The sequence below is a fragment of the Streptomyces sp. NPDC004721 genome, from assembly GCF_053601495.1.
On the sequence record NZ_JBSGBZ010000036.1, the window covers coordinates 1 to 26,812 of the forward strand.

24 protein-coding genes are annotated in these 26,812 nt (G+C 72.7%); 9 read left to right on the forward strand and 15 right to left on the reverse strand.

Annotation, left to right across the window (positions count from 1 at the left end; genetic code table 11):
- Positions 1 to 57 precede the first annotated feature (57 nt).
- The 4 genes from ACWEK3_RS28030 to ACWEK3_RS28045 all read right to left on the reverse strand — a co-directional run bounded on the left by ACWEK3_RS28030 (position 58) and on the right by ACWEK3_RS28045 (position 4,516).
- The gene (locus ACWEK3_RS28030) at positions 58 to 1,227 is read right to left on the reverse strand and encodes a lactate 2-monooxygenase (RefSeq protein ID WP_450538573.1); all 1,170 of its coding nucleotides are present in this window, start codon (positions 1,225 to 1,227) and stop codon (positions 58 to 60) included.
- A 93-nt stretch (positions 1,228 to 1,320) separates the two neighbouring features.
- The gene (locus ACWEK3_RS28035) at positions 1,321 to 2,016 is read right to left on the reverse strand and encodes an alpha/beta fold hydrolase (protein ID WP_450538574.1); all 696 of its coding nucleotides are present in this window, start codon (positions 2,014 to 2,016) and stop codon (positions 1,321 to 1,323) included.
- 348 nt (positions 2,017 to 2,364) lie between these two features.
- Entirely contained in the window at positions 2,365 to 3,552 is a 1,188-nt protein-coding gene (locus tag ACWEK3_RS28040) for an RNA-guided endonuclease InsQ/TnpB family protein (protein WP_450571209.1), read from the reverse strand.
- Between the two features lie 352 nt (positions 3,553 to 3,904).
- A complete protein-coding gene (locus tag ACWEK3_RS28045) occupies positions 3,905 to 4,516 on the reverse strand; it encodes a hypothetical protein (protein ID WP_450538578.1) in 612 nt (203 codons plus the stop codon).
- Positions 4,517 to 4,840: 324 nt separating this feature from the next.
- Here ACWEK3_RS28045 and ACWEK3_RS28050 point away from each other — a divergent pair, with 324 nt between their 5' ends.
- Positions 4,841 to 5,275 carry a subtilase-type protease inhibitor gene (locus ACWEK3_RS28050; protein ID WP_453250885.1) on the forward strand — a complete coding sequence of 145 codons (435 nt, stop codon included), beginning with the start codon at positions 4,841 to 4,843 and terminating at the stop codon, positions 5,273 to 5,275.
- Positions 5,276 to 5,552: 277 nt separating this feature from the next.
- Positions 5,553 to 6,080 carry an SRPBCC family protein gene (locus ACWEK3_RS28055; RefSeq protein WP_361417847.1) on the forward strand — a complete coding sequence of 176 codons (528 nt, stop codon included), beginning with the start codon at positions 5,553 to 5,555 and terminating at the stop codon, positions 6,078 to 6,080.
- Positions 6,081 to 6,117: 37 nt separating this feature from the next.
- Here the strand turns inward: ACWEK3_RS28055 and ACWEK3_RS28060 are convergent, their stop codons facing one another.
- From ACWEK3_RS28060 to ACWEK3_RS28075, 4 genes are all read right to left on the reverse strand, one after another.
- Complete coding sequence (locus ACWEK3_RS28060; protein WP_450538582.1) at positions 6,118 to 8,934, reverse strand: NHLP bacteriocin export ABC transporter permease/ATPase subunit; 2,817 nt, start codon at positions 8,932 to 8,934, stop codon at positions 6,118 to 6,120.
- Position 8,935: 1 nt separating this feature from the next.
- A complete protein-coding gene (locus ACWEK3_RS28065; RefSeq protein ID WP_453250886.1) occupies positions 8,936 to 11,158 on the reverse strand; it encodes an NHLP family bacteriocin export ABC transporter peptidase/permease/ATPase subunit in 2,223 nt (740 codons plus the stop codon).
- Positions 11,155 to 11,961, reverse strand: a complete 807-nt coding sequence (locus ACWEK3_RS28070; RefSeq protein WP_453250887.1) for an HlyD family efflux transporter periplasmic adaptor subunit — start codon at positions 11,959 to 11,961, stop codon at positions 11,155 to 11,157. Before ACWEK3_RS28070 ends, ACWEK3_RS28065 begins: the two co-directional genes overlap by 4 nt.
- Positions 11,962 to 12,036: 75 nt before the next feature.
- Positions 12,037 to 12,252 carry a type A2 lantipeptide gene (locus ACWEK3_RS28075; protein ID WP_450538584.1) on the reverse strand — a complete coding sequence of 72 codons (216 nt, stop codon included), beginning with the start codon at positions 12,250 to 12,252 and terminating at the stop codon, positions 12,037 to 12,039.
- Positions 12,253 to 12,868: 616 nt separating this feature from the next.
- Here ACWEK3_RS28075 and ACWEK3_RS28080 point away from each other — a divergent pair.
- From ACWEK3_RS28080 to qcrB, 4 genes are all read left to right on the forward strand, one after another.
- Complete coding sequence (locus ACWEK3_RS28080; protein WP_453250888.1) at positions 12,869 to 14,185, forward strand: S1 family peptidase; 1,317 nt, start codon at positions 12,869 to 12,871, stop codon at positions 14,183 to 14,185.
- A gap of 254 nt (positions 14,186 to 14,439) precedes the next feature.
- A complete protein-coding gene (locus ACWEK3_RS28085; protein WP_453250889.1) occupies positions 14,440 to 16,887 on the forward strand; it encodes a SpoIIE family protein phosphatase in 2,448 nt (815 codons plus the stop codon).
- A gap of 100 nt (positions 16,888 to 16,987) precedes the next feature.
- Positions 16,988 to 17,305 carry a hypothetical protein gene (locus tag ACWEK3_RS28090; RefSeq protein ID WP_450538588.1) on the forward strand — a complete coding sequence of 106 codons (318 nt, stop codon included), beginning with the start codon at positions 16,988 to 16,990 and terminating at the stop codon, positions 17,303 to 17,305.
- Positions 17,306 to 17,406: 101 nt separating this feature from the next.
- On the forward strand, positions 17,407 to 18,828 hold the full coding sequence (gene qcrB, locus ACWEK3_RS28095) for a cytochrome bc1 complex cytochrome b subunit (protein ID WP_453250910.1): 1,422 nt from the start codon (positions 17,407 to 17,409) through the stop codon (positions 18,826 to 18,828).
- Here the strand turns inward: qcrB and ACWEK3_RS28100 are convergent.
- On the reverse strand, positions 18,758 to 19,147 hold the full coding sequence (locus tag ACWEK3_RS28100; protein ID WP_384435985.1) for a cytochrome c oxidase subunit 4: 390 nt from the start codon (positions 19,145 to 19,147) through the stop codon (positions 18,758 to 18,760). The genes qcrB and ACWEK3_RS28100 overlap by 71 nt on opposite strands.
- Entirely contained in the window at positions 19,144 to 20,742 is a 1,599-nt protein-coding gene (ctaD, locus tag ACWEK3_RS28105; RefSeq protein WP_390725932.1) for an aa3-type cytochrome oxidase subunit I, read from the reverse strand. Before ctaD ends, ACWEK3_RS28100 begins: the two co-directional genes overlap by 4 nt.
- Positions 20,743 to 20,918: 176 nt before the next feature.
- Between ctaD and ACWEK3_RS28110 the strand changes: the two genes are divergently transcribed.
- Positions 20,919 to 21,284, forward strand: coding sequence for a DUF6479 family protein (locus ACWEK3_RS28110; protein ID WP_453250890.1), 366 nt, complete (start codon positions 20,919 to 20,921; stop codon positions 21,282 to 21,284).
- A 123-nt stretch (positions 21,285 to 21,407) separates the two neighbouring features.
- Positions 21,408 to 21,584, forward strand: a complete 177-nt coding sequence (locus ACWEK3_RS28115) for a hypothetical protein (RefSeq protein ID WP_365418004.1) — start codon at positions 21,408 to 21,410, stop codon at positions 21,582 to 21,584.
- Between the two features lie 80 nt (positions 21,585 to 21,664).
- On the opposite strand, the gene ACWEK3_RS28120 is transcribed toward ACWEK3_RS28115, so the two are convergent.
- The gene (locus tag ACWEK3_RS28120; RefSeq protein WP_450538592.1) at positions 21,665 to 22,252 is read right to left on the reverse strand and encodes a hydrolase; all 588 of its coding nucleotides are present in this window, start codon (positions 22,250 to 22,252) and stop codon (positions 21,665 to 21,667) included.
- Between the two features lie 46 nt (positions 22,253 to 22,298).
- Positions 22,299 to 22,760: a MarR family winged helix-turn-helix transcriptional regulator gene (locus tag ACWEK3_RS28125; RefSeq protein ID WP_450538594.1), complete on the reverse strand. Its 462-nt coding sequence runs from the start codon at positions 22,758 to 22,760 to the stop codon at positions 22,299 to 22,301.
- Positions 22,761 to 22,869: 109 nt separating this feature from the next.
- On the opposite strand from ACWEK3_RS28125, the gene ACWEK3_RS28130 reads away from it, so the two are divergent.
- Positions 22,870 to 23,376, forward strand: coding sequence for a metallophosphoesterase family protein (locus ACWEK3_RS28130; protein WP_450538596.1), 507 nt, complete (start codon positions 22,870 to 22,872; stop codon positions 23,374 to 23,376).
- A gap of 397 nt (positions 23,377 to 23,773) precedes the next feature.
- Here ACWEK3_RS28130 and ACWEK3_RS28135 read toward each other — a convergent pair whose 3' ends face one another.
- The 3 genes from ACWEK3_RS28135 to ACWEK3_RS28145 are packed head-to-tail and all read right to left on the reverse strand — an operon-like array spanning position 23,774 to position 26,682.
- Entirely contained in the window at positions 23,774 to 24,430 is a 657-nt protein-coding gene (locus ACWEK3_RS28135; RefSeq protein ID WP_453250891.1) for an SRPBCC family protein, read from the reverse strand.
- Between the two features lie 15 nt (positions 24,431 to 24,445).
- Complete coding sequence (locus ACWEK3_RS28140) at positions 24,446 to 25,552, reverse strand: XdhC family protein (protein WP_384436009.1); 1,107 nt, start codon at positions 25,550 to 25,552, stop codon at positions 24,446 to 24,448.
- A 2-nt stretch (positions 25,553 to 25,554) separates the two neighbouring features.
- Positions 25,555 to 26,682, reverse strand: a complete 1,128-nt coding sequence (locus ACWEK3_RS28145) for a vWA domain-containing protein (RefSeq protein ID WP_453250892.1) — start codon at positions 26,680 to 26,682, stop codon at positions 25,555 to 25,557.
- Positions 26,683 to 26,812: the final 130 nt, after the last annotated feature.

Genomic DNA, 26,812 nt, shown 5'->3' on the forward strand with positions numbered 1-26,812 from the left:
GGGCGCCGGGCCGGGGGGTGGCGCGTCCGGGCGGCGGCCACGGCCGGCCGGCTCGGGTCAGGCGGGGTCCTCGACGAGGTCGCCCGCGCCGACCGTGTCCGGCCCGGCGTGTCCCGCCAGGGCGAGCGTGAGGTCGAACTCCGCGAGCAGACACCGGATCACGTGCTCGACGCCCGCCTGGCCGTCCAGTCCGAGCCCGTACGCGTACGGCCGGCCCAGCAGCACCGCCCGCGCACCGAGGGCGAGCGCCTTGAACACGTCGTCCCCGGTGCGCACACCGCTGTCGAACAGGACCGTCAGCCGGTCGCCGACCGCCTCGGCCACCCGGGGCAGCGCGTCGGCGGCCGCGACGGAGCCGGCCACCTGGCGCCCGCCGTGGTTGGACACCACCACGCCGTCCATACCGGCGTCGGCGGCCAGGCGGGCGTCGTCGGGGTGCAGGATGCCCTTCAGGACGATCGGGCCGTCCCAGTTCTCCCGCAGGAAGGCCAGATCCGGCCAGGTCTTGCCTGGGTCGGCGAACATGCCCACGAAGTGCAGCACCGCCGCGTTGGGATCCTCGTGCACCGGCTTGGCCAGACCCGCCCGGAAGGCTGGGTCGGAGAAGTAGTTGGCGGTGCCCACGCCGTGCAGGAACGGCAGGTACGCCTGGTCCAGGTCGCGGGGCCGCCAGGCCAGCAGCGGAGTGTCCAGGGTGACCACCAGGACGCTGAACCCGGACGCCCTGGCCCGGCCCAACAGGCTCCGGGTCACCTCGCGGTCCTTGGCCCAGTACAGCTGGAACCAGCGCTCGGCGTCCCCCATCGCCTCGGCGACCCGCTCCAGGGGCGTACTGGAGGCCGACGACAGGACGAACGGCACGCCCTGCGCCGCGGCGGCCCGCGCCGCCGCCGGCTCCGCGTCCGGGTGCAGGATCGACAGCACCCCGACCGGTGCCAGCGCCAGCGGGGCCGGCAGGGCCCGGCCCAGCACCTCCACCGACAGATCGCGCGCGTGGACGTCCCGGAGCATGCGCGGCACGATCCGGCGCCGGTCCAGGGCGGCCCGGTTGGCCCGCGCCGTACTGCCGTTGCCCGCGCTGCCCGCCACATAGCCCACCGGGCCGGGGCCGAGCCGCTGTTCGGTCAGCTCCTCCAGGCGGGTCAGGTCGGTGGGCAGCCGCGGTACCGCGCCCGTCATGCCGTTGAGATAGATCTCGTACTGGAAGTCCGCCCAGTGCTTCGCCATCCGTCCCTCCCGAAGTCGCCCGTCACGCACGTCACCCGACGATACTGGCCGGTAGGCGCGGGCCGGCACCTCCGGGAGCGGACCGCCCGCTCGTCAGTCCACGGCCGCGGACTCGACCAGGATCCGGGCGAGTTCGCGGGGCCGGGAGAACATCGGCCAGTGGCCGGTGTCCGTCTCCACCAGCTCCCAGCGCTCGCCCTTGAGCGCCTCGGCCACGACGGGCGGCGGCTCGGGTCCGTCCAGCAGGCACTTGACGTAGGTCGCCGGCAGCTCGCCGACCGGACGCCGCAGCACGGCCGGCTCGGTGAGCGTGGCGCCGGGGTGCGGCGTGCCCTCGGTGACGATGCGGTGGATCTGCTCGGCGGTCAGTTCCTGGCCGGCGTAGGCGTCCGGAGGCAGCGGCGGCCAGCAGCCGTCGTTCGCGTCGAGCGCCCGCCGGACGTCGTCACTGTCGAACCCCGAGAGGAACGACCGGCCGTCGACCGGGACGTTCGAGTCGACGAACACCACGCGCCGCAGCCGGCCGCCGATTCGCTCGGCCGCCTGCCCGACCGGGATGCCCGAGTAGCTGTGCCCGACCAGGACGACGTCCCGCAGGTCGTGGCGTTCCACATGGCCGACGATGTCCTGGACGTGGGTCCGCTGACCGGCCGGCAGGTCCTTCTTCTCGGCGAGGCCGCCGAGGGTGAGGGCGTGGACGTCGTGCCCGGCCTCCCGCAGGCCGGGCACCACCTCGTCCCACGCCCACGCACCCAGCCACGCGCCCGCCACCAGTACGAAATGAGTCATGCCCGCCAACGTATCGGTGGGGTGTGACAACAACATCGCGGCTTACGGCGAGTTGACGTGAACCACAGCCCGCATCGGAGCCCTGTCCGCCCCGGCAAGCCGCAGCGGGAACAGGAATACCTCCACCTCGCGGGCCCGAACAGCCGCTGGAGGTTCGTGACGTTCTTCGACATGCCGGATGGCAGCTCGCCCGGGTGGGGCTGGGCGTCGAGCCGGATGATCACGGCAACCGACAGGTCGGGCTGGCCCGGCATCAGTCGGGCGTTGGCGGTGGGCAGCGCCGCCAACTGCCCGCAGTCTTGTTGACGAACAGCTTGACTTCCTCCCGCCCCCTGAAAGGTGGGAGTCCTACGGCTCGCGCCGTGGGGATTCCTGCTTCGTCGCCGACTGCCCGCCCGGAGTTCTCCGTTGAGGTCTTACACCGGCTCCACAGGCCGACACCGCCAGCCCGGCGGCCAGAAGGTTGTTCGCCGCGTTCACATCGCGGTCATGGCTGGCACCGCAGCCGTCGCACGTCCAGGTACGCACCTGCAGCGGCATCCGTTCCTGCAATGCTCCGCAGGCCGAGCACAGTTTGGAGGAGGGGAACCAGCGGTCGACCGCGATCACCGCACGGCCGTACCAAGCTGCCTTGTACTCCAGCATGCTGCGGAACTCGCGCCACGCCGCGTCACTGATGGCGCGGGCGAGATGACCGTTCTTCAGCAGATTCCGAACAGTCAGGTCCTCGACCACGATCGTTTGGTTGTCACGAACGAGCCGAGTAGTGATCTTGTGTAGATGGTCGCGCCGCCGGTCGGTGATGCGGGCGTGGATGCGGGCGACTTTGCGGCGGGCCTTGGCCCGGTTCGCGCCGTCGCCCGGGGCCTTGCGGGACAGTTCCCGCTGCGCCTTCGCCAGCTGTGCGCGGTCGCGTCGCTCGTGCCGCGGGTTGGTGATCTTCTGCCCGGTCGACAGGGTCAGCAGGTGGTCCAGGCCGACGTCCACGCCAACAGCGCTGCCGTTGTCCGGGAGTGGCGTGAGGCCGGGATCCTCCACTAGGAGGGAGACGAACCAGCGGCCGGCCGTGTCCTCCGACACGGTCACCGTGGACGGCTGCGCACCCGCAGGCAGCGGACGGGACCACACGATGTCCAGTGGTTCGGCCATCTTTGCCAGGGTCAGCCTGTCGTCAGAAAACCGGAACGCCGAGGTGGTGTACTCGGCGGATTTCCGCGACCTCTTCCGTGACTTGAACCGTGGGTACTTGGCCCGCTTGCCGAAGAAGTGGGTGAACGCCGCTTGCAGGTGCCGGAGTGCCTGTTGAAGCGGGACGGAGGAGACCTCGTTGAGGTAGGCGAGTTCCTCGGTCTTCTTCCACGCCGTCAGCATCGCCGATGTGGCGTTGTAGTTGACCCGTTCCTGCCGCAGCGTCCACGCCTCGGTACGGGCGGCCAGCGCCATGTTGTACACCTTGCGGACGCAGCCGAAAGTGCGCGAAAGCTCGGCTGCCTGCGCATCAGTCGGATAGAAGCGGTACTTGAACGCCCGCTTCATTTGCATTCCCCCACGACTCACAACCTACCACGCCAACTAGTGAATCTGTGCAGGTCGTTGAGGGTGAATGACGATCCGTCTTGGCCTGAACTGGGACGGACGGCGCGGCGGGGGAGGGGGTGGGCGGCTGGGCCTGCGGTGACTGCTGCGAGGACATGGGGGCTCCATCGGAGGACGGCGGTGGAGCGCGTGGTGGCGCGGCGGGTGGACGGGCGCTCGCCGGCGTGGGGTGTGCGGCGGGAAGGGCACCGTCCTCGGGGGTCCGCTGACGCTAAGGCGCCGTGCGTGAGCCGCACCAGAGGACGGTTCGTCCATCTTTCACGCCACCGGTGGATGAATCCTCCACCCCTGCTCACCCCTCCCCGCCACGGGCGCCCCGGCCGCGGCTGTCCTCGTCGTGAGTCTCCTCGTCGTGAGTCTCCTCGTCGTGGGTGTCCTCGGGCCGGGCATCGGGCCCCTGGGCCCGGACCCGCTGTACGTGCTCCAGCGACGCGCGCAGTTCGCCGAGCCAGTCGTCGGTGTGCTGCTGGACCAGGCGCACGCACCAGGCGAGGGCGTCGCTGCGGCTGCGGGCGACGCCACCCGCGATCAGGGTGTCGAGGACCTGGCGCTCGGGCTGGCGCAGCCGGGTCATGACGGGCGCGGCGACATGCGTGAACAGGGCGCGCCGCCCGGCGCACTCCACGCCCCAGGACACCTTCCGGCCGAACCGGTGCTCGGCCTCGCGGGCCACCGCCATCCGGTCCTCGCGGGTGCGCTCCCGGAACTCCCGCACCCGGCCCTCGACGGCCGCCTCCCGCTCCGCGGGCCCGGCGTCCCCGGCGAGCCGGGGGGCGGGAATCCGGCCGATGACGGTGATCTCCTCGCGGTCCAGCGCCACTTCGACCAGTTCCTCGAACAGATCGTCCGGCAGGCGGCCGGCGAACCAGCCGCGCACTTTCTCTCGCTGCTCTGTCGTAATCATGTAATGACGATTACGTGGCTCGAACATGAACGCAAGGGGTCGCGGACAAGTCCGCCGAGAGCGGAACGGGAGTGTTTCAGGACGATTGACGAGCGCGGGAAAACAGGCCATCCGGCCGGATCCGATGATCGCCGGGCCCATGGGCAAAGGCTTGTCGCTTCGGCGTTCCGTGACTTCTCGCCACTGATTCAATACGCAAGGTTACCGAAACCCGCGGGTTCGACGTGAGTTTCCGCCGCGGACTCGGCAGACTCCCGCACGCCGCTCCGGCACCGACCGAGCCGGGGCCGGCACCCGACGACTTCCAGCGGAAGGAAGCACACGATGCGGAACACCGCGCGCTGGGCTACGACCCTCGGCCTGACGGCCACCGCCGTCTGCGGGCCCCTCACGGCGCCGGCTCTCGCCGGCCCCGCACCGGCCACTGCCGGGCTCTACGCCCCCTCGGCCCTGGTGCTCACCGTGGGCCACGGCGTCGGCGCGGCGAACGCCGCACCGGAGCGCGCCGTCACCCTGAGCTGCGCGCCGGCGCCCTCCGGCACCCACCCGGCCGCGACCGAGGCGTGCGCGGAACTGCGCGGTGCGGACGGTGACTTCAAGGCGCTGACGGCGAACGACCAGGTGGCGTGCACCAGGGAGTACAACCCCGTGGTGGTCACGGCCCAGGGCGTCTGGCAGGGCAGGCGCGTCTCCTACGAGCGCGCCTATGCCAACGAGTGCGTGAAGAACGCTTCGGTGACGAGCTTCTTCGCGTTCTGAGAGCCGGGATCGCGCGTTCCCCGCGCACACCTGAAGGGTCCCGTGACTGGGGAGTGCGGGCCCTGCCGCGGGGGCCGGGCGATTCCGTACAAAGGGGCCGGCGGCGGAGTGGGGCCGCCCGCCGGCCCCTGGTATCGGCCGGAGTGCCCCTGGGGCCGGAGTGCCTCTGGGTGAGGGCCGTCGCGACCGCCCCGGCGGTTCCATGCGTCCCGTACGGGCCCGGCCCGGTACATTCCGTCGACGCCCGACCCTCCGAGCAGACGAAGGACTGATCTCCATGCCCGCCGACCTCACCGGCACCTTTCTGCGGCTGGGCGACGGCCGCCCCGCCCTTCGCTTCACCCGTGCCTACGGCCACCCCGTGGACCGCGTCTGGCACTTCGTGACCGACCCCGGGGAACTCGCGCAGTGGTTCCCGTTCCGTGCCGAGATGGATCTGCGGCCCGGCGGCACCATCGCCTTCCGTGGGGAGACGGGCGCGGAGGAGTTCACCGGCACCGTGCTCGCCGTCGACCCGCCCGGGCACCTGTCCTTCGAGTGGGGTGGCAGCGAACTCCACTTCGACCTCGAGGAAATCGACGACCGGCACACCCGCTTCACCCTCACCGACGTCCTCGCCGCCGAGGACACCGCCGCCCGCAACGGCGCCGGCTGGGAGGTCTGCCTGGCCGCCCTGGACGCGAGGGCACGCGGCGAGCGCTTCGAGGGACCGCACGCCGGGGTCCACGCCCCGTGGAAGGGCTTCTACGAGGCGTACATCGCCGCCGGAGTCCCCTCCGGAGCCCCCGTCCCGGGCCAGGACTGAACCACCCGGGCCGGGACCGAACGGCCCGGACCGGCCCTCACGCCATTTGCCGCCGCACCAGTTCGTGCAGCCGCCCGCCCGTGTCCGCGAGCAGTTCGGCGGGCGGCCCCTGCTGGATGACCTTGCCGTCCTCCATCACGACGACCCGGTCGGCGTCCAGCACCGTCGACAGCCGGTGCGCGATGACGACGCGGGTGGCGTTGAGCTTGCGGGTGCTCTCGATCACCGTGCGCTGCGTGTCGTTGTCCAGGGCGCTGGTCGCCTCGTCGAAGAAGAGGATCCGCGGCCGGCGCACCAGGGCCTGGGCGATCATCAGCCGCTGCCGCTGGCCGCCGGAGACCGCGCCGCTTCCCGAGACGATCGTGTGCAGACCCATCGGCATCCGCTCGATGTCCCGCGCCAGCCCCGCCAGCTCGGCCGCCGCCATCGCCTCCTCGGCCGTGCACGGCTCCGTGCCGCGGATGACGTCCAGGAGGGAACCGGTGAACGGCTGCGCGTGCTGGAGCACCACCCCGCACTGCCGCCGCACGGCCGACTGGTCCAGGGCCGCCAGGTCCTGGCCGTCGTACAGCACGCTGCCGGACAGCGGCCGGTCGAACCCGATCAGCAGCCTCAGCAGCGTCGACTTTCCGCAGCCGCTGGGTCCGACGATCGCCACGAACTCGCCCGGCCGCACCTCGAAGGACACGTCGTCGAGGACCAGCGGCCCGTCGTCGGTGTAGCGGAACGACAGCCGCCGCGCCTCGATCGCGCCGGACAGCGGCCCCGGCCGGGTACTGGCCGTGCGCACCTCCGGGGTGGTGTCCAGCACCGGCCTGATCTGCTCCAGCAGCGGCAGCGCGGCCACCGCCGAGACGAAGGCGCCGGTCAGCTGGGTGACCGAGGTCAGCAGCATCGTCACCGAGGTGTTGAAGGCCAGGAAGGCCGCCGCCGACATCGAGCCGCGCGCCGGGCCCGCCAGCAGCATGAACATCAGCAGCGTGCACACCGGCAGGTACACCGCGCCCAGCACCGTGGTGAGGTTCTTGATCCGGCCCACCTTCTGCTGAAGCTCACGGCTGTGCGCGAACTGGGACGCCCAGGCGGCGTACGCGTAGTTCTCGGCCGCCGCCACCCGCAGCTTCGGCAGCCCCCGCAGCGTCTGGAAGGCCTGGTTGTTCAGCTTGTTGGTGAGCACCACAAGACGCCGCTGCCACCGCGCCTGCCACAGCCCGAGCCCGAGGAACACGGCGCCGATCACCACGAGCATGCCGAGCGCCGCCAGCGCCATGGAGGCGCTGTACCAGAACAGCAGCCCCAGGTTCATCGCGCCCACGGTCACCGACTGGACGACCACCGGGCCGACCCCCGCCAGCAGCCGGCGGATCGCGCTGACCCCCATGGCCGCGCTCGCCAGCTCGCCGGTGGACCGCTCGGTGAAGAACTTCGTCGGCAGCCGCAGCAGCCGGTCCCACACGGCCGACTGGAGGGTGGCCTCGATACGCCCCTCCAGCCGCAGGACGGTCAGGTTCTGCAGGAGCATGAAGGCGGCCGCCACCACGCTGCTGATGATCACGGCCAGACACGCCTGCACGATCAGGCCCTGCTCGGCCCTGGGCACGTACTCGCCGAGCACCTTGCCGGTCGCGATGGGTACCAGTGCCCCGAGGACGACCGTCACCAGTCCGGCGGACAGCAGGTTCAGCAGATCACCGCCGGTACCGCGCAGACTGAACCGCAGCAGCCCGACCGGGCTGAGCCGACGGTCGGGCAGCGGCCGGTAGAACATCACCGCACGCGGCTCGAACTCCTCCGCGTTCGCCTTCTCCACCGGGTTCTCCCGCCCGGTGGCCGGGTGCACGGCGACATATCCGCCGCGCCGCCACAGCAGTGCGACCGGCGCCCCGGACAGCGCCCGGTGACCCACCAGCGGACCGATGTTCTCCCGCCACCAGCGGCCCTGAAGGCGTACGGCCCTGGTGCGCACCCGGGAGGCCAGGGCGACCCGCTCCACCGGGTCGAGCCGGTCGCTCTCGGTGCCGGCCTGGGGCGGTGCGGCCAGGGTGATCCCGGCGGCCCGGGCGACCAGTTCGCAGGCCGCGTAGCCGGCGTCGGTGTCGGCGGCCGTGGGCCGCCCCGCCGAGGACCGGCCGATGGACGCCAGCAGCGTCCGGTCGGCCTGGGCGCGCACCGCCTCACCGGCCTTGATACCGGCCGCCGTCCGGGTCTCGTGGGTGTGCTCCAGCTGTTCGATCCAGCGGTCCAGGGCGGTCAGCAGCCGGTACTGCTGATCGACCATGCTCTGCCACAGGGCCGGGTCCATCAGCAGATCGGCCGCGGCCTGAGCGCCGTACATCGACCCGTACTGCACGCTGCCCGGCGGGACCTGCATCCAGAACACGTCGTCGTCCGTGGGCGCCGTCGCCCGCTCCTCGGCCATCGGCGCCTGGAAGAGCACGGACAGGCCGCGGCCGACGCCGAGCGCGAGGGCGTACTCCAGCGGGCTGGTCTGCGGCGGTACGTACTGGGGGTTGCCGTACTCGTCGTACGACCAGGTCTGGGTGCCGGCCGGCTGGTACAGCTCGCGCAGCCCGATGCGGCGCACCACGCAGTCCCGCAGCGGGCGCGCGACCAGGGTGTGCCGCGGGCCCGCTACGGGACCGAGTAGCAGCGAGCCCGCCTCCAGCCGGCCCAGGTGGTGCCAGTGCCCCTGCTGCGCCGCGTCGACCGCGAACAGGTCCACCGCGCCGGCCGCGATCAGCCACAGCTCCTGGGGGCCCGCCAGGTCGAGCCGGTTGAAGCCCGAGCAGTCGATCGGCGTGCCCAGGGAACCGAGCGCCCCCAGTACCAGGTCCGGCTCGTTCGCCGTCGTCATCTCACCGCTCCCTGACCAGCGCCGCGTACGCGCCGCCGTGCGCCACCAGGTCCTCGTGCCGCCCGCGTTCGACGACCGTGCCGTGCTGGAGCACGACGATCTCGTCGCTGTCGCGCACGGTGGACAGCCGGTGCGCGATCACCACGCAGGCGCAGCCGCGCCGCCGCAGGTTGTCCATCACGGCCTGCTCGGTCTCGGCGTCCAGGGCGCTGGTCACCTCGTCGAGCACGAGGATGCTGGGCCGGCGCACCAACGCGCGGGCGATCTCCAGGCGTTGGCGCTGCCCGCCGGAGAAGTTGCGGCCGTCCTGCTCGACCCCGCTGTGGATGCCGCCGGGGCGGCGCGTCACGACCTCGTACAGGGCCGCGTCGCGCAGCGCCTCCACCACGGCGTCGTCCGGGATCGACGGGTCCCACAGGGCCACGTTGTCGCGGACCGTGCCCTCGAAGAGGAACACGTCCTGGTCGACGAAGGACACGGAGGCCGCCAGCGCCCCGCGCGGGATGTCCTCCAGGCGCTGCCCGTCGATGCGGATCACTCCGTCCCAGGGTGTGTACAGGCCCGAGATCAGGCGGGAGACCGTCGACTTGCCGCTGCCCGAGCCGCCGACGAGCGCCACCTGCCGGCCCGGTCCGACGGTCAGGTCGAAGCCGGTCAGCAGCGGCTTGTCCAGCGGGCTGTAGCCGAAGGTGATGTTCTCCAGCTCCACGTGCCCGTGCAGCCGGCGGGTGGAGTCCCCGCCGCCGGGGCGGGTGTACAGCGGGTCGGCCTGGAAGTTCTCGACGTCCTTGAGCCGGGCCACGTCCGCCGCGAAGTCCTGGATGCGGCCCGCGACGCCGTTGAGCCGGGTCAGCGGCGCGGTGAACCGGGTCACCAGCGCCTGGAACGCGACCAGCAGTCCGACCGAGATGTGCCCCTCGACGGCCCGCATTCCGCCGATCCACAGGATCAGCGCGCTGTTGAGGGTGGCGAGCGCCGGTGCGACCACGCCCAGCCAGGCGCTCGGCACGCCGAGTCGCTGCTGCTCCTCCAGGGTGGCGGCGTGCTGTCCGGCCCACTTGCGGAAGTAGCCGTCCTCGCCGCCGGTCGCCTTCATCGTCTCGATCAACTGGAGCCCGGTGTAGGCGGTGTTGGTCAGCCGGGCGTTGTCCGCGCGCAGCTTCGCCGTGCGGGTGGCGCGCAGCCGTACGACGACCCGCATCGCCACGACGTTCAGCAGGGCCACGCCGATGCCGACGAACGTCAGCTGCGGATCGTAGGTGTAGAGCAGCAGCGCGTACAGCACCACGACCACCGCGTCGACGCCGGCCGCGGCCAGGTCGCGGGCGAGGGTCTCGGCCACCTGGTCGTTGGAGGCCAGCCGCTGCACCAGGTCGGCCGGGCTGCGCTGGGCGAAGAACGTGACCGGCAGCCGCAGCAGATGCCGCAGGAAGCGGGCGCTGGCGAGCGTGGAGGAGATGACGCGCCCGTGCAGCAGGTTGGCCTGCTGCAACCAGGTCAGCACGACGGTGAGCAGTACGCACGCGCCCATCGACGCGAACAGCACGCCCAGCAGCGAGGTCTGGCCGCCGATCAGATAGGTGTCGATGTAGGTCCGGCTGAGCGCGGGCACCGCCGCGCCGACCACGACCAGCAGCAGACTGGCCAGCACCGCCGCCGGCATCGTCCCCGCGGTGCCGCGCATCCGGGCCGGCAGGGCGCCCAGGACTCCGGGCTTGCGGCCGCCCCGCTCGAAGTCCTCGCCGGGCTCCATCACCAGCACGACACCGGTGTAGCTGGTGTCGAAGTCCTCCATGGGCACGAACCGGCGACCCTTGCCCGGGTCGTTGACGAACACCCCGCGCCGGCCGAGGCGGCGGCCCATGCCGTCGTAGACGACGTAGTGGTTGAACTCCCAGAAGAGGATGGCCGGCGCCTTCACTCCGGTGAGGGCGGCGGTGTCCATCTGCATGCCCTTGGCCGTCAGACCGTAACTGCGGGCCGCCTTCAGCAGGTTGCTCGCCCGTGAGCCGTCCCGGGAGACTCCGCAGGCGATGCGCAGCTCCTCCAGCGGGACATGGCGGCCGTAGTGGCCGAGGACCATGGCGAGCGAGGCGGCCCCGCACTCCACGGCCTCCATCTGGAGCACGGTGGGCGTGCGGACGGTCCTGCCCCGCGCCTTGGGGACGGGCCGTCCGGGCCGGGCGGCGCGCCGGCGGCCGCGGGTCTCCTGGGTGGTGGTCACGGCAGCAGCCAATCGAGGGGACGCTGGTCGGCCAGCCGGATCGAGGCGGCGGCCGGGGTCATGGATTCGAGCCGGTACGGCGGTCCGCCGGCGGAGGACCACGCGAGGCCGCTCTCCGTCGCGGACGAGGCGTCGAGCCGTACGAGTACGGCGACGGGCCGGCCCTTCCGGGTGAACTGCTCGCCCAGTTGGCCGTCCCCGAGGAACGCGGCGATCCGCTGGGCGGACTGGGCCGACCGGTCCACCGTCTTCACATGGCCGCGCAACACGCCGTAGCGCTGGGCGGGCACCGAGGAGACGGTCAGGTCGACCGAGGCGCCGGCGGGAATGGCGGCGGCGTTCTCGGCGGGCACGTACACGGTCGCGTACAGCGGGTCGGAGGCGTGGGCGACCTTCTCCACGGCTGCGAGGTTCGCGCCGGTGGAGACGATCTGGCCGAGGGTGGCGGCGAGCGTGGTGATCCGGCCGGCGGCGACCGTGCGCACGGTCTCCTCGCCCTGGCCGGTACGCACCTTGAGCACGGGAGAGTTCGCGGGCAGCCGCTCGCCCTCCTTGGCGAGGACCGCGGTGACCTGCCCCGCGACCGGGCTCTGCAGGACGTAACTGCCCTGCCCGTGCGTGAGGATGGCCGGCGCGCCGACGGTGGACGCCACCGATCCGGTCACGGCCCACAGGGAAGCGGCCGCCATGGCGACGAGGGTGACGGACAGGGCGAGCCATCCCTGGGGGCGGGCGAGCCGCACCGGGAGGTCGAGTTCTTCCGGCGACTGGAGTTTGGCGAGGGCCTGTTGTCGGAACTGCACGTTACGGCTTCCTGCGGCAACCGCGAGCCCCGGAACCGGCGTGCGGTTCCGGGACTCGGCGGCGACGAGGTGCGATCAGAGACCGGCGACCAGGCCGGCGACCGGGGCGGTGCTCAGACCGGTGGCACCCTCGAACGTGCCGACGGCGGTGTCCACCACGCCGGAGACCGGGACAACGCTGTCCACCAGGCCGGTGGCGGTGCCCAGGGCGTTCACGGACAGACCGCCGGAGACGTTGTCGAGCTCGGCGTCGGAGATCTCGACGGTCTCAACCTGGGGGGTGGAGTTCATGATGGAACGTCCCTTCATATGGATATCTCACAAGGGGGGAGCGGCCTTCTTGGGGAAAGACGGCCGCGACCGCGGGTACCGGGCCCCGTTTCCCGAGCGCCCGGCTGGGGTCCCGCGCTGCGATGGATGTAAGCACGGTGCGGCCCGCCGCTTCCACTCAACCAGGGCTCCCACCAGGGCACTTGTCGGTGCGACCGGAGAAGCGTGCAGGCTCGGCAACGGCATGGCGGCGACTTCTTCACACGCCGCACCGCATCGGCGCACCACCTCCCTTGCGTCTGCGCCGGTGCGTCCGGAACCGGGCGCCGAAGCCCACGTAGGGGGCGCACCGTTGTGCAGATCCTCCGACCATGGTGACTTCGTTGGGCATTCGATGTGTAGATTTGCTGAAGCCTGAATTCCGCTTCCTGTTCGCAACCGACCGTCGCCGCCTGGTCGCGGAGTGTGCCCTCTGCCCCTGCTGGGCTTGGGAGTTGGCCGATTCGGCATGGTCCGCGGCGAGTTGGCGATCGGGATTGAACGCGGTGCCCGCCCCCTGCGTACCAACAGCCGTCCAGGCGTCCCCCAACCGCCACCGGACGGCGGTGCAGGCCCCGTCCCCAGGAGGTCGAGAAGTTTGAGTCACAAGCGAATTCCGAAGCGCAAGGCCGCGATGGCGGCGGGCGGCGTGGTGGCGCTCGGTGCGGCGGCGGTGCTGCTCCCGAACGCCAACGCCTCCCAGGACGGCGCGGCGGACGACGCCACTCCCAGGACCCTCAGGGCCGCGGACGCCTCGGGCCTTTCCGCGCGGCTCGCCACGGAGCTCGGGGACTCCTTCGCGGGCTCCTACTACGACAGCGCCGAACGGCGGCTCGTCGTCAACGTGGCGGGCGGCGACGCGGGCATGGTCCTCCGGGCGAAGAAGGCGGGCGTGACCGTCCGCCAGGTCGGCAACAGCACCGCCGCCCTGAAGTCCGCGGCGCGGACCCTGAAGGCCGATGCCACCATCCCCGGCACCTCCTGGGCCGTCGACCCGCGCACCAACAAGGTCGTGGTCACCGCCGACAGCACGGTCACCGGCGCCAACTGGAACAGGCTCCAGTCCACCGTCCGCGTCCTCGGCTCCGGCATGGCGACCCTGAAGAAGTCCGCCGGCACCTTCAAGACCTTCGCCTCCGGCGGCGACGCCATCTTCTCCCGGACGCAGGGCGGCACCATCCGCTGCTCCCTCGGCTTCAACGTCACCGCGGGCGACGGCAGCCCCGCCTTCCTGACCGCCGGGCACTGCGGCGTCGCGGCCGAGCAGTGGTCCGACTCCCAGAACGGCGCGCCGGTGGCCACGGTGGACCAGGCCACCTTCCCCGGCAGCGACCTCGCCCTCGTCACGTACGACGACCCGAACACGCAGGCGCCGAGCGCGGTCGACGTCGGCAACGGGCAGAGCGTCGAGATCACCGGGGCGGCCGAGGCCACCGTCGGCGCGACGGTGTTCCGCATGGGCAGCACCACCGGACTGCACAACGGCACGGTCACCGGCCTCGACGCCACCGTCAACTTCCAGAGCGAGACCGGCGGTGTCGACACCGTCACCGGTCTCATCCAGACCAACGTCTGCGCCGAGCCCGGCGACAGCGGCGGCCCCCTGTTCACACAGGACGGCGGCGCGGTCGGCCTCACCTCGGGCGGCAGCGGCGACTGCACCCGGGGCGGCGAGACCTTCTTCCAGCCGGTCGCCACCGCCCTCCAGGCGACGGGCGCGACGCTCGGCGCGGGCGACGGTGGCGGCGACGCGGCCGGCGCCGCGGGAGACGCGAGCGACCAGCAGCCCGGCGCCGACCAGTCCGGTGCGGACCAGTCGGTCGCCGACCAGTCCGGTGCGGGTGACCAGCAGTCCGACACGGGCGGCCACAACTCCGGCCCCGCGTACGGCTCCGAGCGCACCCGGACCCCCTGAACGGCCCCCGGGCGGCTACCCCCTGAGTCGCTCGCCCGGGCCGCTGACCGGCTCCCCCCACGTCACCGACCGGCCTGCCGGCCGGCGGTGCCTGCCGGTCAGTGGATCGATCCGGCCCTCCCGGCGGAGGGCCGGACCGATCCGTCGTCCGACAGCCGCGCGCTCCGCCAGACGGTCGAACCTTTCGGGCATCGTCCACCCCGGAACTCCCGGAACTGTCACAGGGGCTGCGTAAACGTCCGATACACGCTGTAATGACCAATGTGGTCAGTGAGGGCGCTACTGCACGAAGAACGAGAACCCCGCGGGCCGAACTCGCTCTCAGAACGCTCACCTCCGCACCGGCCTCCGCCGACCGGCTGCGCCGCGTGCTGGAGCAGGCCCTGGTCTTCACCGGGGCCGCGTTCGCCGGCGTCTACGTCCGTGCCGCGACGGGCGAGGCGCTGTGCCTGTCCGAGTCGGTCGGCGTTCCGCGGACCCTGTACGGGCTGCGGGACAGCTACCCCCTGGCCGGACGGTCCCCGGCGGCCGACGCATGCCGCACCGGCCGGCCCGTGTGGCTGCGACCCGAGGAACTCGCCGGCTCCGACGACTTCCGGCGGATGCCGGCCGGAGACGTCTTCTTCCTGGCCGCGTTACCCCTGCGCGGGCCGGACGGCGGCGTGCTGCTCGCCGTCACCGACGAGCCGGGCGGCTTCGAGGGCGAGGACCGCGCGTGCCTCGAACTGATCGCCGAGGCCGTCGCGTGCCCCGACGCCGCGGAGGCCGCCCAGGGCGAGGAACTGCCGCCGGACGCGTTCAGCCTCGCCATGGACAGCGGGCGGGTGGAGGTCGGCGACCGCATCCTGGACCTGTTCGGCATCGGCCGGTCCGGCTTCGACGGCAAGGTGGAGACGCTGCTCGCGCTGACCGTGCCGGAGGACCTGCCGTCCCTGATGTCCGTGGTCGAGGCCGACCACATGTCGATCGGCGAGCGGGAGCTGGAGTTCCGCGCCCTGCGACCGGGCGGCCAACCGAGGTGGCTGCGGCTGCGCGGCCGGCTGCTGCCCGGCGGCGAGGGCCGCCCGGCCCGTCTGGTCGGCACCGTCGCCGACGCCTCCACACTGCGCCCCGGCGTCAACGACGTCGCCCGCGTCCAGCGGCTCGCCGCGGCCCTGGCGACCGCGGGCACCGTCCGGGACGTCGGCCAGGCCGTGGTGGCCGCGCTGCGCGCACCGCTGCGGGCCGACCGGATCGCCCTGGCCGAGTTGGAGAACGACCGGCTCGTCGTCACCGTCCTCGACCCGCCCGAACCGGAGGCCTGGCCCGAGCTGTGGCGCCTGCAGTGGCGCACCGAGTGGCCGGACGCGCCGGTGCGGGCCATGCCCACCCTGGCCGCCGCCCTGCGCGAGGGCCGCGCCCAGATCTGGCCCGCCGGGGCCACCCTCGAACCGGCTCTCGCCGACGTCGGCCCGGGCGGCCTCGCGGTGCTGCCGCTGCCCGCGGCCGGCCGCATGGCGGGCGCCTGCCTGATCGGCTGGGACACCCCGCACGACTTCGGCCCCGACGAACGCGCCCTGCTCACCGCCTCGGCGGGCCTGGCCGGGCAGGCCCTGCTGCGCGCCCGCGCCTTCGACGCCGAGCACGAACTCGTCGGCATGCTCCAGCGCACCCTGTTGCCCAGCCGACTGCCGGGCCTGCCCGGTGCCGAGGCGGTGGCCCGCTATCTGCCGGCCACCGCCGGACTGGAGGTCGGCGGCGACTGGTACGACGTGATCCCGCTGCCCGACCACCACGTGGCCCTCGTCATCGGCGACGTGCAGGGCCACAACGCGGGCGCCGCCACCCTGATGGGCCAGATGCGCACCGCCCTGCGCGCCTACGCCGCCGAGGGCCACCCGCCGGACGTGGTGGTCTCGCACGCCAACCGCCTCCTGCTGGAGATGGAGACCGACCTGTTCGCCACCTGCGCCTACGTCGAGGTCGACATGGAGCAGGGCTCCGCCTGGTGCGTACGCGCCGGACACCCCCCGCCGGTGCTGCGCCACCCGGACGGCCGTACCGAGATCGCGGAGGCCGAGGGCGGGCCGCCGCTCGGCGTCCTGACGCAGGCCGACTTCCCGATGACCCCGCTGCGGCTGCAACCCGGCACGGTGCTCGCCCTGACCACCGACGGCCTGGTGGAGTCCGCGGACGCCGACATCGACGAGGGCATGGCCCGACTCGCCCGCGACCTGGCCGCCGCCGACCCCTCCCACCTCGGCCTGGTCGCCGACGTCCTGCTGACCGGCGTGCGCCGCGACGACGACATCGCGCTGCTGCTGATGCGCTACGACGGCATGGCAGTACGCCCACTCAGGGAGAGCTGGTCGGTGTGGCGGGTGCCCGAGGCCGTCCGGCACGCCCGCCGCTTCACCCGGCGCACCCTGCGCTCCTGGGGCGTCACGGAGGACACCGACGCCGTGCTCCTCGTCGTGTCCGAGCTGGTCACCAACGCCCTCGTGCACACCGACGGCCAGGTCCGCCTGGACCTCACCCTCGTCAACCGGCGGCTGCGCGTCGCCGTCGCCGACGCCTCGCCCCGCACCCCGGTCAAGCCGACCAGCATCGGCTGGCAGGCCACCGGCGGCCGGGGCATCCTCCTCGTCGAGGCCATGTCGGCGGCCTGGGGCACCGTGCCGGCCGGCGGTGGCAAGCAGGTGTGGAGCGAGCTGGCGCTCTGAGACCGCCCGCGGCCCCGCGACCCGCCACACGGGTGCGTCGCGTCCCCGCCCGGCAGGTCGGGACCGTCGCGTGCGCCGGTCGTGCTTAGGGTCCTGGGCTGTGTCACACACCTTCGAAGAGCTCGTGGCCAAGCAGCGGGCGGCCGACGAGGCACACGACCGGGTCGAGCAGCTGCGGCAGAACTACGGACCGCCCGCGCAGGCGCAGTGGACCGGAACGCAGAGCGAGACGTACGAGACGGCGTGGCGGGCCTGGCGGGACCTGGCCCGTGACCTCCAGGCCGCCCTGGGCGAGTACGCGAGCGACGAGGGCAAGCCGCGCACCGAGATCGAGGCCGACGTGGAGAGGGCCGCGCGGTCGGCCCAGGAGGCGGGCGGAGGCGGCCCGGACGAGGGCGGCGGAGCGGAGCAGCCGTGAACCCGGCACGGCGCGGTCGCACCGCGCGCGGCGCCGGGGCCGGTGAGCGGTTCACCGGTTTCCTGGACGCCCGGCTGCCGCTGTCCGAGGGCGGCGGGCTGATGCGCAAGGCGTTCCCCGAGCACTGGTCGTTCCTGCTCGGCGAACTCGCTCTGTACAGCCTGGTCCTGCTGGTCCTGACCGGCGTATGGCTGACGCTGTTCTTCCAGCCCGGCATGCGCGAGGTCGCCTACTCCGGGTCATACGCGCCGCTGCGCGGGGTGCTCATGTCGGAGGCCTTCGACTCCACCCTGCGCATCAGCTTCGACATCCGCGGCGGGCTGCTGCTGCGCCAGGCCCACCACTGGGCGGCGCTCGTCTTCGTCGCCGCGATCGGCGCGCACCTGCTGCGGATCTTCTTCACCGGCGCCTTCCGCAGGCCCAGGGAGATCAACTGGGTCATCGGGGTCACGCTGTTCGCCCTGGCCATCGCCGAGGGCTTCGCGGGCTACTCCCTGCCCGACGACCTGCTCTCCGGCACCGGACTGCGCATCGCCCAGGCGATCATGCTGTCCCTGCCGGTGATCGGCACCTACGTCAGCTTCTTCGTGTTCGGCGGCCAGTTCCCGGGGCACGAGATCATCCCCCGGTTGTACAGCCTGCACATCCTGCTGCTGCCGGGCGTCCTGATCGCGCTGGTCGTCGTACACCTGACCCTCGTCTTCTACCTGAAGCACACCCAGTGGCGCGGCCCGGGGCGCGGCAATCGCAACGTGCGGGGCAAACCGCTCTTCTCCCAGTTCACCGCCTCTTCGCTGGGCCTGCAGTTCACCGTCTTCGGCGTGCTGTTCCTGCTCGCCGGGATCGCCCAGATCAACCCGGTGTGGACGTACGGCCCCTACCAGCCGGACCAGGCGTCCACGGGCTCCCAGCCGGACTGGTACGTCGGGTTCCTGGAGGGCTCCCTGCGGCTGATGCCGGCCTGGGAGACCAACGTGGCCGGGCACACGATCATGTGGAACGCCTTCCTGCCGGCGGTCGTCCTGCCGGCGCTGCTGTTCGCCGTCCTGTACGCGTACCCGTTCGTCGAGCAGTGGCTGACGGGGGAGTGGCACCAGGAGCGGCACCTGTGCGACCGGCCGCGGGAGCGCCCCGTGCGCACCGGCCTCGGCGTCGCCGGGCTCGTGTTCTACGGCGTGCTGCTGCTGGAGGGCGGCAACGACGTCATCGCCGCCACCTTCCGGGTCTCCGTGTACACGATCACCTGGGTGCTGCGGATCTCGTTCGTGCTGGCCCCTGTCGTCGCCTTCCTGGTCACCCGGGCCCTGTGCCACGCCCTGCTGGCCAAGGAGCAGGAGGTCCTCGCCGAGGGCGAGGAGACCGGCCAGGTGCGGCAGTCCATCACCGGGGGCTACGAGAGCGAGCACCGCCCCGTCGAGTCCCGCCGGCCCGGGGCCCCGGCGGGGCCGGTCGTCACTCGCCCCGGTGCACGTACTGGAACGCCATCCCCGCCACCCCCCGCACCAGCACCCCGAGACCGATGAGGAAGAGCCACAGCCCGTAGACCACGCCCAGCGCGCTGACCGAGAAGCCCAGCGCGGTGGTGATCGGCCAGGTGCTCTCGGGCGGGAAGAACTCCAGCGGCCCGGCGGCGTCGGCGACCTCGGCCTCGCGGCGGTCCTGCGGGCGCACCCCCTTGCGCCGGTACTGGATCAGGCAGAAGAAGGAGACCAGCGCCGCCATTCCGCACGCGATGACCAGCGCCGCCGTGCCGGCCGGCTCGCCCGACCAGACGCCGTACAGGGCGGCGCTGCCGCCGAAGAAGAGCGCGACGCCGCCGAAGAGCAGGGCTTCCACCTTCATCGGCGTCCCTCCAGTTCCGCCCGCTGGACGATGTCGGGGTGGTGCAGGTCGAAGGCGGGAGCTTCCGAGCGGATCCGGGGCAGCGCGTCGAAGTTGTGCCGCGGCGGCGGGCAGGAGGTCGCCCACTCCAGGGCGCGCCCGTACCCCCAGGGGTCGTTCACGGTGACCTGCCGTCCATGGCGCGAGGTGTGCCAGACGTTGTAGAGGAAGGGCAGGGTGGACGCGCCGAGCAGGAACGCCCCCGCCGAGGAGAGTGTGTTCAGGAGGGTGAAGCCGTCGGCGGGCAGGTAGTCGGCGTACCGACGGGGCATCCCCTCCGCGCCGAGCCAGTGCTGCACCAGGAACGTCAGCTGGAAGCCAGGGAACAGCAGCCAGAAATGGATCTTGCCGAGCCGTTCGTCCAGCATCTTCCCGGTGATCTTCGGCCACCAGAAGTAGAAGCCGCCGAACATCGCGAACACCACGGTGCCGAACAGTACGTAGTGCAGGTGCGCCACGATGAAGTACGAGTCGGTCACGTGGAAGTCCAGCGGCGGCGAGGCGATCAGCACCCCGCTGAGCCCGCCCAGCAGGAACGACACCAGGAAGCCGGACGACCACAGCATCGGCGTTTCGAACGACAGCGAGCCGCCGCGCATCGTCCCGATCCAGGCGAAGAACTTGATCCCGGTGGGCACCGCGATCAGGAACGACATGATCGAGAAGAACGGCAGCAGCACCGCGCCCGTGGCGAACATGTGGTGCGCCCACACCACCGCGGACAGCATGGTGATCGCGATGGTCGCCCCGATCATCGGCAGGTACCCGAACTGCGGCTTGCGGGAGAAGACCGGGACGATCTCACTGACGATCCCGAAGAACGGCAGCGCGACGATGTAGACCTCCGGGTGGCCGAAGAACCAGAACAGGTGCTGCCACAGCAGCGCTCCGCCGTTGGCCGCGTCGAAGACGTGCGCCCCGAACTTCCGGTCCGCCTCCAGGGCGAGCAGCGCGGCGGTCAGCACCGGGAAGGCGGGCAGCACCAGGATCGAGGTGAACAGCACGTTCCAGGTGAAGATCGGCATCCGGAACATCGTCATCCCTGGTGCGCGCAGGGTCGTGATCGTGGCGATGAAGTTCACCGCGCTGAGCGTGGTCGACACACCCGTCACCACCAGTCCCATCGCCCACAGGTCGCCGCCCGCGCCGGGGGAGTAGTAGGCGCTGTTCAGCGGCGCGTAGGCGAACCAGCCGAAGGCCGCCGAGCCGCCGGGCACGAGGAACCCCGAGACGACCATGAGCCCGCCGAAGAGGTACATCCAGTACGACAGGGCGTTCAGGCGGGGGAAAGCCAGGTCGGGGGCGCCGATCTGGAGCGGCATCACCGCGTTGGTGAACCCCGCGAACATGGGCGTGGCGAAGAGCAGCATCATGATCGTGCCATGGATCGTGAAGAGCTCGTTGTAGGTCTGCTGGTTCATGAACTGCAGGCCCGGAAGCGCGAGCTCGGCGCGCATCCCCATCGCCAGCAGGCCACCCAGCAGGAAGAAGGAGAAGGCCGTGGCCATGTAGAGCTTGCCGATCACCTTGTGATCGGTCGTCGAGGCCCACTCCATCAGCTTCCGGCCGAACGGGCGGGCGGGGGCGGTGGGCCGCTCGGCGGCGGATGCGGATGTTTCGGACGTATCGGTCATCGGCGGCGAGGCTACCGCCCTGCCCCGCGACCGGGCCCGCGCCACGCCCTCGCCGGCTCGGCAGGCATCGGCCGGGCGGGCCCGGGCACCCGCCGGCGATGGACACCGCCTGGTACGAAGCAGCCGGCGCCGGCTCGGCCGCCGGGATCGCCGTCATCGCCGTCGGCGGTCTGGTGATCGCGGCAGTCCTGGTGTGGGCCGTCCGGCTCGGCATCAGGGTCAAACAGGGCGAGCCGCGGACTCCCCGGGGCGGCGAGCATCCGACGCTGCCGGAGTCCGGTCCGGTCCACGAGGTCCGGCAGCGGCGCGAGCCGGCCGAGGTGCCCCGCGCCGAGGAGGCCGGCCGCCGCCTGACCCCGCACGAACTCGGCTCGTCCGGCGGGCGCAGCGAGGGCCAGACCCGCCCGCGCTGGGACGGGGGCTCCGGCGGCGCGTTCGGCAGCGGGGACTCCGGTGGCAGGTGACCAGGGTCGGGGTGCAGGTCAGGGGTTTACCGGGGCCGTTTCCGGGGACTCGGCCCGTTTGGAGCACGGCGTTTTGGAGGGAGCCGCTCCACAGCACCTGACGCAGAAGGAAGATGAGGCGTCGTGACCGCGCACACCAGCGAGAAGCACCGTGTCCGGCACCCCGAGACGGGCTGGGCGCAGGCCCGCCGTCCGCGGGAGGAGGGCGTGCGCACCTGCCTCCCCGCGCTCGAGGACCGCGGCGGCCCCCAGCAGGACCGCACGGGCAACGAGTCGAACATAGTGCGGGGTGAGGACTGAGCCGCCGGGTCCGGTCGGGGGTCCCGGGTCACGGAGTCCGGGGAGGCGGTCGGTGAGGCGGCGCGGAGCACCTCGCCGCGTCAGCCGTGCGTCTTGGCCAGCAGTTCGAGGACCTCGGCGGTGGTGCCGGTCTCGCCCAGACGTGGGAAGATCCGCTCCACACTGCCCCGGTGGGCCTCGGCGTCCATGTCGCTCATGGCGTCGGTGGCCAGGGTGACGTGGTAGCCGTGCTCGTGGGCGGCGCGGGCGGTGGACTCGACGCCGATGCTGGTGGCGATGCCGGCCAGCACGATCTGCGTCACCCCGCGGCGGCGCAGCTGCACATCGAGGTCGGTGCCGTGGAAGGCGCCCCAGTTGTGCTTGGTGACGGTGATGTCGCCCGGGTGCCCCGTCAACTCGGGAACGATCACATCCCAGCCCTCGGGACGCGCGCCACCGCCGGCGCGCACCGCCTCGGTGCGGCCGGGCGGCACATCGCCGAAGTCGGCGGCGAAGGAGACCCGGACCAGAACGACGGGCAGGTTCCTGGCGCGGAAGGCGTCGGCGAGCCCGACCGTGCGGGAGAGCACCTCGGCGCCGGAGTGCGGGACGGTGGGCGCGGCGACGATGCCGGCCTGGAGGTCGATCACGACGAGTGCGGTGCGCGGGTCGAGTGCGGTGAGTGCCATGGGGGGCGGGCCTTTCGGGGGTGAACGTTTCTGGTTGTGCCGCTTGTCAGGGCCGGGTCAGCCGTTCCAGCAGGGCGAAGGCCTCGAGGAGCGTTTCCCGTTCGGCCTCGGTGTAACGGTCCTGCAGGGCCCGGGTCAGCCACTCCCCGCGGCTCTGCCGGTCGCCCGCGATGCGCTCGCGGCCCCCCTCGGTCAGGGTGACGAGCTGGCGCCGGCCGTCCTCGGGGTCGGGGCTGCGCAGGATGAGCCCGTGCCGCTCCAGGGCGGCGAGCGTGGCGGCCATGGACTGCGGCCGGACCCCCTCGGTGGCGGCCAGCGCGCTGGCCGTGGCGGCGCCGTGCTTGCCGACCAGGGTGAGCGCCGACACCTGCGGCGGGGTCAGGTCCTCGTCCCGCGCGACCTCACGGATCCGGCGCCGCAGCCGGCTGAACACCACCCGCAGGTCGCGGGCGGCGCGCGCGGCGGAGGCGGAGATGCCCGGCGGTACCTCGCCGGCCTGGTGATCCATGACAGCACCGTAGAACCGCCCCGACGAAACTGTCCAGTCTGGACTGAACAGTTTCGGCTGAAGATCCGCGCCGGGTCGCCGCAGCGGCCCCCCGCAGTACGCTGACCTCGTGCGTCTGCTGCTGATGTCCGACACCCATCTGCCCAAGCGCGCCAAGGAACTGCCCTCGCGACTGCTCGCCGAACTCCCGCACGCCGACGTCGTGTTCCACGCCGGGGACTGGGTCGACGCCGCTACGCTCGACCTGCTGGAGAGCCGCAGCCGCCGCCTGATCGGCGTGTACGGCAACAACGACGGCCCCGAGCTGCGCGCCCGCCTGCCCGAGGTGGCCGAGGCCGACCTGGACGGGCTGCGCTTCGGCGCCGTGCACGAGACCGGACCGGCCCAGGGCCGTGAGGCCCGCTGCGCCGCCCGCTTCCCCGGCCTCGACGTCCTGGTCTTCGGCCACAGCCACATCCCCTGGGACACCACCGCGCCCTCCGGTCTGCGCCTGCTCAACCCGGGCTCCCCGACCGACCGCCGTCGCCAGCCCCACTGCACCTACATGACGGCCACCGTCACCCGCGGCCGTCTGACCGACGTGGAACTGCACCGGCTGCCACGCCGGACCCCGTGACGCACCCGTGCCACGCGATGCCCCGCGACGGCGTGACAACGCAGGAGGGCAGCCCCTGACTCAGGGGCTGCCCCGGGGTCACTCTTCCCTTTCTCGTTTCCGACTTCTCGGCGAGATCCGGGCCGCGCGATGCGTGGCGGCGGCCCGGGCGCTACGAGTGTGCGCTTTCACGGACCTCCTTCCCACTGGGATGTGCGGCACATGTGCTGCGGAGGCCATGCATGCCTCATCCGTTGATGGCGCGCGTACCCTTCCCGCACCGCCTCACACCACCGAATCCGGAAAACCCGCGAGAAACCCCAAACAAGTCGAAACAGCAGGTCACAGTGGCAACGAGGGACTGATCGAGGCTCACGGGCACCCTCCGTACCGCAAGAAGAGCCGAGTGGCCGTCCGGTCAGCGGCGCCGGAACCGGCGAACGCCCACGACCAGCAGCGCCACCGCCAGGGCCGCGCCGACCGCCATGGCGGCACGCTTGGCGACGGGTACTCCTGCGGTGCGCAGCAGATCCAGCGGCTCCGGCTCCGCGTACCGCGCCGCGTGCTCCGCGGGCTCCCCGCGCACCTCCGTCGCGGCGCCCCCGGCGGCTCCCTCGGCGGCCACGGGCGGCGTCTCGGCGAGCCGCTGCGAAAGACAGTCGGCGAACTGCCCCACCAGCCGGTCGCCCACCTCCGCCAGCACCCCGCGTCCGAACTGCGCCGGGCGGCCGGTCACTGTCAGATCGGTCCGCACCGCCACCGCCGTGCCGCCGTCACGCTCCTGAAGCGTGCCCGTGACGGTGGCCCGCGCCGTGCCCTGCCCGCGCGTCTCCCGGCCGCTGGCGACGAGGACCATGCGGTGCGCCGTCTCGTCCTGCTCCTCGAAGACCGCCGTCCCCTTGTACGCCACCGTGATCGGCCCCAGCTTGACCTTGACCGAACCGGTCACGGTCTTGCCGTCGTACTCCTGCACGGTGGCCCCCGGCAGGCACGGCGCCACCCGCTCGATGTCCAGAAGCGCCCGCCAGGCGTCGCCGACCGGCACGGGTACGGTGAACTCGTGGTTCAGTTCCATGACTTCTCCTCGTACTCAGGCGGAGCCGGTCGCGTGGATGGCTCCGGCGGTCGCGGTCAGGGGCGTACCGGTGCCGCCCCAGCGCAGCGCGACGATCTCGGCCGCGACGGACACGGCCACCTCCTCCGGGGTACGGGCTCCGAGATCGAGACCCACCGGGGAGCGTAGCCGGGCGAGTTCGTCCTCCGTCAGGCCCGCGTCGATCAACCGCTCCAGCCGGTCGCGGTGGGTACGGCGGCTCCCCATCGCGCCGATGTAGGCGGCGGGCCGGCGCAGCGCCTCCTCCAGCAGCGGCACGTCGAACTTCGGGTCGTGGGTCAGCACGCAGATCACCGTGCGCTCGTCGGTGTCCGTGCCGTGCAGATAGCGGTGCGGCCAGTCCACGACCACCTCCACCCCCTCGGGGAAGCGTTTCGGCGTGGCGAACACCGGGCGGGCGTCGCACACCGTGACGCGGTAGCCGAGGAAGGCGCCGATACGGGCCACCGCGGCCGCGTAGTCGATCGCGCCGAACACCAGCATCCGCGGCGGCGGGGCGAAGGAGTGCAGGAACACCGTGACGGCGTCCTCGCGGCGCTCGCCGCGCGCACCGTAGTGCCTGAGTCCGGTGGCACCCTGGGCGAGTTCGCCGCGGGCGTCGGCGGTCACCGCCACGTCCAGGCCGGCCGCGCCCAGCGTGCCCGCCACCGTGTGTGGCCACACCGCGAGCGTCGCCCCGCGCGGGGCCGGTCCGTCGACCACGGTCGCCATGGTCACCGGGTCGCCCGCGGCGACGGACGCGGCGACCGCGCCGAAGGCCGGGTCGGACTCCTGCGTCACCTGCCTGACCAGCACGGAGATCTCACCACCGCAGGTGAGCCCCACCGCGAACGCGTCCTCGTCGCTGTAGCCGAAGGTCGCCACCCGTGCCTCGCCGCCCGCCGCGACCTCCTGGGCCAGGTCGAACACCGCCCCCTCCACGCACCCCCCGGACACGCTCCCCACCACCTCGTCGTCCGGCCCCACGGCCATCGCCGCACCGGGTTCGCGCGGTGCGCTGCGACTGACCGTGACGACGGTGGCGAGGCCGAACGGCACCCGCGCCGCGTACCACCGCTCCAGCACCGGAAGAATGTCCCGCACGCTCAGCTCCTCTCCCACGACCCCGGCACCTGGCCGGCCGTGTCCGTACCGGTGCCCTGCACCACCGCCGCCAGGCGCTCCAGCGCGGCCAGGCTGTGACCCTCGACGAAGTCGTCAACGCTGGGCAGCGCCGCCGCCATACCGGCGGCGAGTGGCGCGTAGCCGGGACGCGCCTTGCGGGGATTGGACCAGATCACCCGGTGCGCGAGCCGGTGAAGGCGCCGCATCTGGGCGGCGAGCAGGTGCGGGTCGCCGCGCTCCCACCCGTCGGACAGCAGTACCACGACGGCGCCGCGCGCCATGCCCCGCTGGCCCCAGCGGTCGAGGAACTCCCGCAGCAGCTCACCCAGGCGGGTGCCCCCGCGCCAGTCGGGCACGGCCTCGGCGACCGCGGCCATGGCCAGGTCCGGGTCGCGGTGCGACAGCTCCCGGGTCACCCGGGTCAGCCGGGTGCCGATGGTGAACACCTCCGTGCGCCGGCCCCGGGCGGCGGCGTGCGCGAAGCGCAGCAGGGCGTCGGCGTAGGGCCCCATGGATCCGCTGACGTCGACCAGCAGCACCACCCGCCGCGGCCGCTCAGCGCGCGCGTGCCGCCGCAGCGCCGGCTCGCCGCCCAGCCGGAGCAGTTGCCGCACGGTGCGGTGCGGGTCCACGTCCCCGCGCCGGGCCGGCCGTCGCCGCGCGGTGCGCCGCGGCTGCCCCCGCAGCGCGAACGCGGCGAGCAGCCGGCGCACCTGCGCGCGTTCTGCGGGGTCCAGCTCCGCCACGTCGCGGTGGCGCAGCACCTCGGCGGAGCTGGCGAGCGTCGCGGTGGGCGGCCCCTGCCGCTCCTCTCCGGGCCGGCCGGTGCGCGACCCGGCGGGCGTCTCCCGCAGGACCGGCCGCGGCCGGGGCGGGGGCGTGGTCCGGGCCGGGCGGGCCGGTGTCCCGTCGGTGCCGAAGTACGCGGCGAATACCCGCTCGTAGCGTTCCAGGTCGTCCCGGTCCCCGCACAGCGTCACCCGGCCCGCCCAGTACACGTCCGTCCGCAGCCCGGGGCGCAGGGCGTCCACCGCCCGCAGGAAGGCATGCACCCGCTCGGCGCTCGCCGCGACCCCGGCAGCCCGAAGCGCCCGCGCGAACCCCAGCAACGCGGCATCGCCCCCCGGCCGACACCCTTCCCCACACCCACGGCTCGCGACGTTCGCAGTGGTACGGCTGTCGGGCTGGTGCCTCTGCGGGCCGGGCGTGTTGCTTCGGCTGTGGGGCCTGTGGGGCCTG

Bases quoted from the DNA above. Each gene is read 5' to 3' on its own strand.
- ACWEK3_RS28085 (WP_453250889.1), top strand. From the start codon at position 14,440: ATGACCAATGTGGTCAGTGAGGGCGCTACTGCACGAAGAACGAGAACC.
- ACWEK3_RS28075 (WP_450538584.1), bottom strand. From the start codon at position 12,252: ATGAACTCCACCCCCCAGGTTGAGACCGTCGAGATCTCCGACGCCGAG.
- ACWEK3_RS28120 (WP_450538592.1), bottom strand. From the start codon at position 22,252: ATGGCACTCACCGCACTCGACCCGCGCACCGCACTCGTCGTGATCGAC.
- ACWEK3_RS28055 (WP_361417847.1), top strand. From the start codon at position 5,553: ATGCCCGCCGACCTCACCGGCACCTTTCTGCGGCTGGGCGACGGCCGC.
- ACWEK3_RS28045 (WP_450538578.1), bottom strand. From the start codon at position 4,516: ATGATTACGACAGAGCAGCGAGAGAAAGTGCGCGGCTGGTTCGCCGGC.
- ACWEK3_RS28100 (WP_384435985.1), bottom strand. From the start codon at position 19,147: ATGAAGGTGGAAGCCCTGCTCTTCGGCGGCGTCGCGCTCTTCTTCGGC.
- qcrB (WP_453250910.1), top strand. From the start codon at position 17,407: ATGCGCAAGGCGTTCCCCGAGCACTGGTCGTTCCTGCTCGGCGAACTC.
- ACWEK3_RS28040 (WP_450571209.1), bottom strand. From the start codon at position 3,552: ATGAAGCGGGCGTTCAAGTACCGCTTCTATCCGACTGATGCGCAGGCA.
- ACWEK3_RS28060 (WP_450538582.1), bottom strand. From the start codon at position 8,934: ATGACGACGGCGAACGAGCCGGACCTGGTACTGGGGGCGCTCGGTTCC.
- ctaD (WP_390725932.1), bottom strand. From the start codon at position 20,742: ATGGAGTGGGCCTCGACGACCGATCACAAGGTGATCGGCAAGCTCTAC.
- ACWEK3_RS28050 (WP_453250885.1), top strand. From the start codon at position 4,841: ATGCGGAACACCGCGCGCTGGGCTACGACCCTCGGCCTGACGGCCACC.
- ACWEK3_RS28125 (WP_450538594.1), bottom strand. From the start codon at position 22,760: ATGGATCACCAGGCCGGCGAGGTACCGCCGGGCATCTCCGCCTCCGCC.
- ACWEK3_RS28135 (WP_453250891.1), bottom strand. From the start codon at position 24,430: ATGGAACTGAACCACGAGTTCACCGTACCCGTGCCGGTCGGCGACGCC.
- ACWEK3_RS28030 (WP_450538573.1), bottom strand. From the start codon at position 1,227: ATGGCGAAGCACTGGGCGGACTTCCAGTACGAGATCTATCTCAACGGC.
- ACWEK3_RS28035 (WP_450538574.1), bottom strand. From the start codon at position 2,016: ATGACTCATTTCGTACTGGTGGCGGGCGCGTGGCTGGGTGCGTGGGCG.
- ACWEK3_RS28110 (WP_453250890.1), top strand. From the start codon at position 20,919: ATGGACACCGCCTGGTACGAAGCAGCCGGCGCCGGCTCGGCCGCCGGG.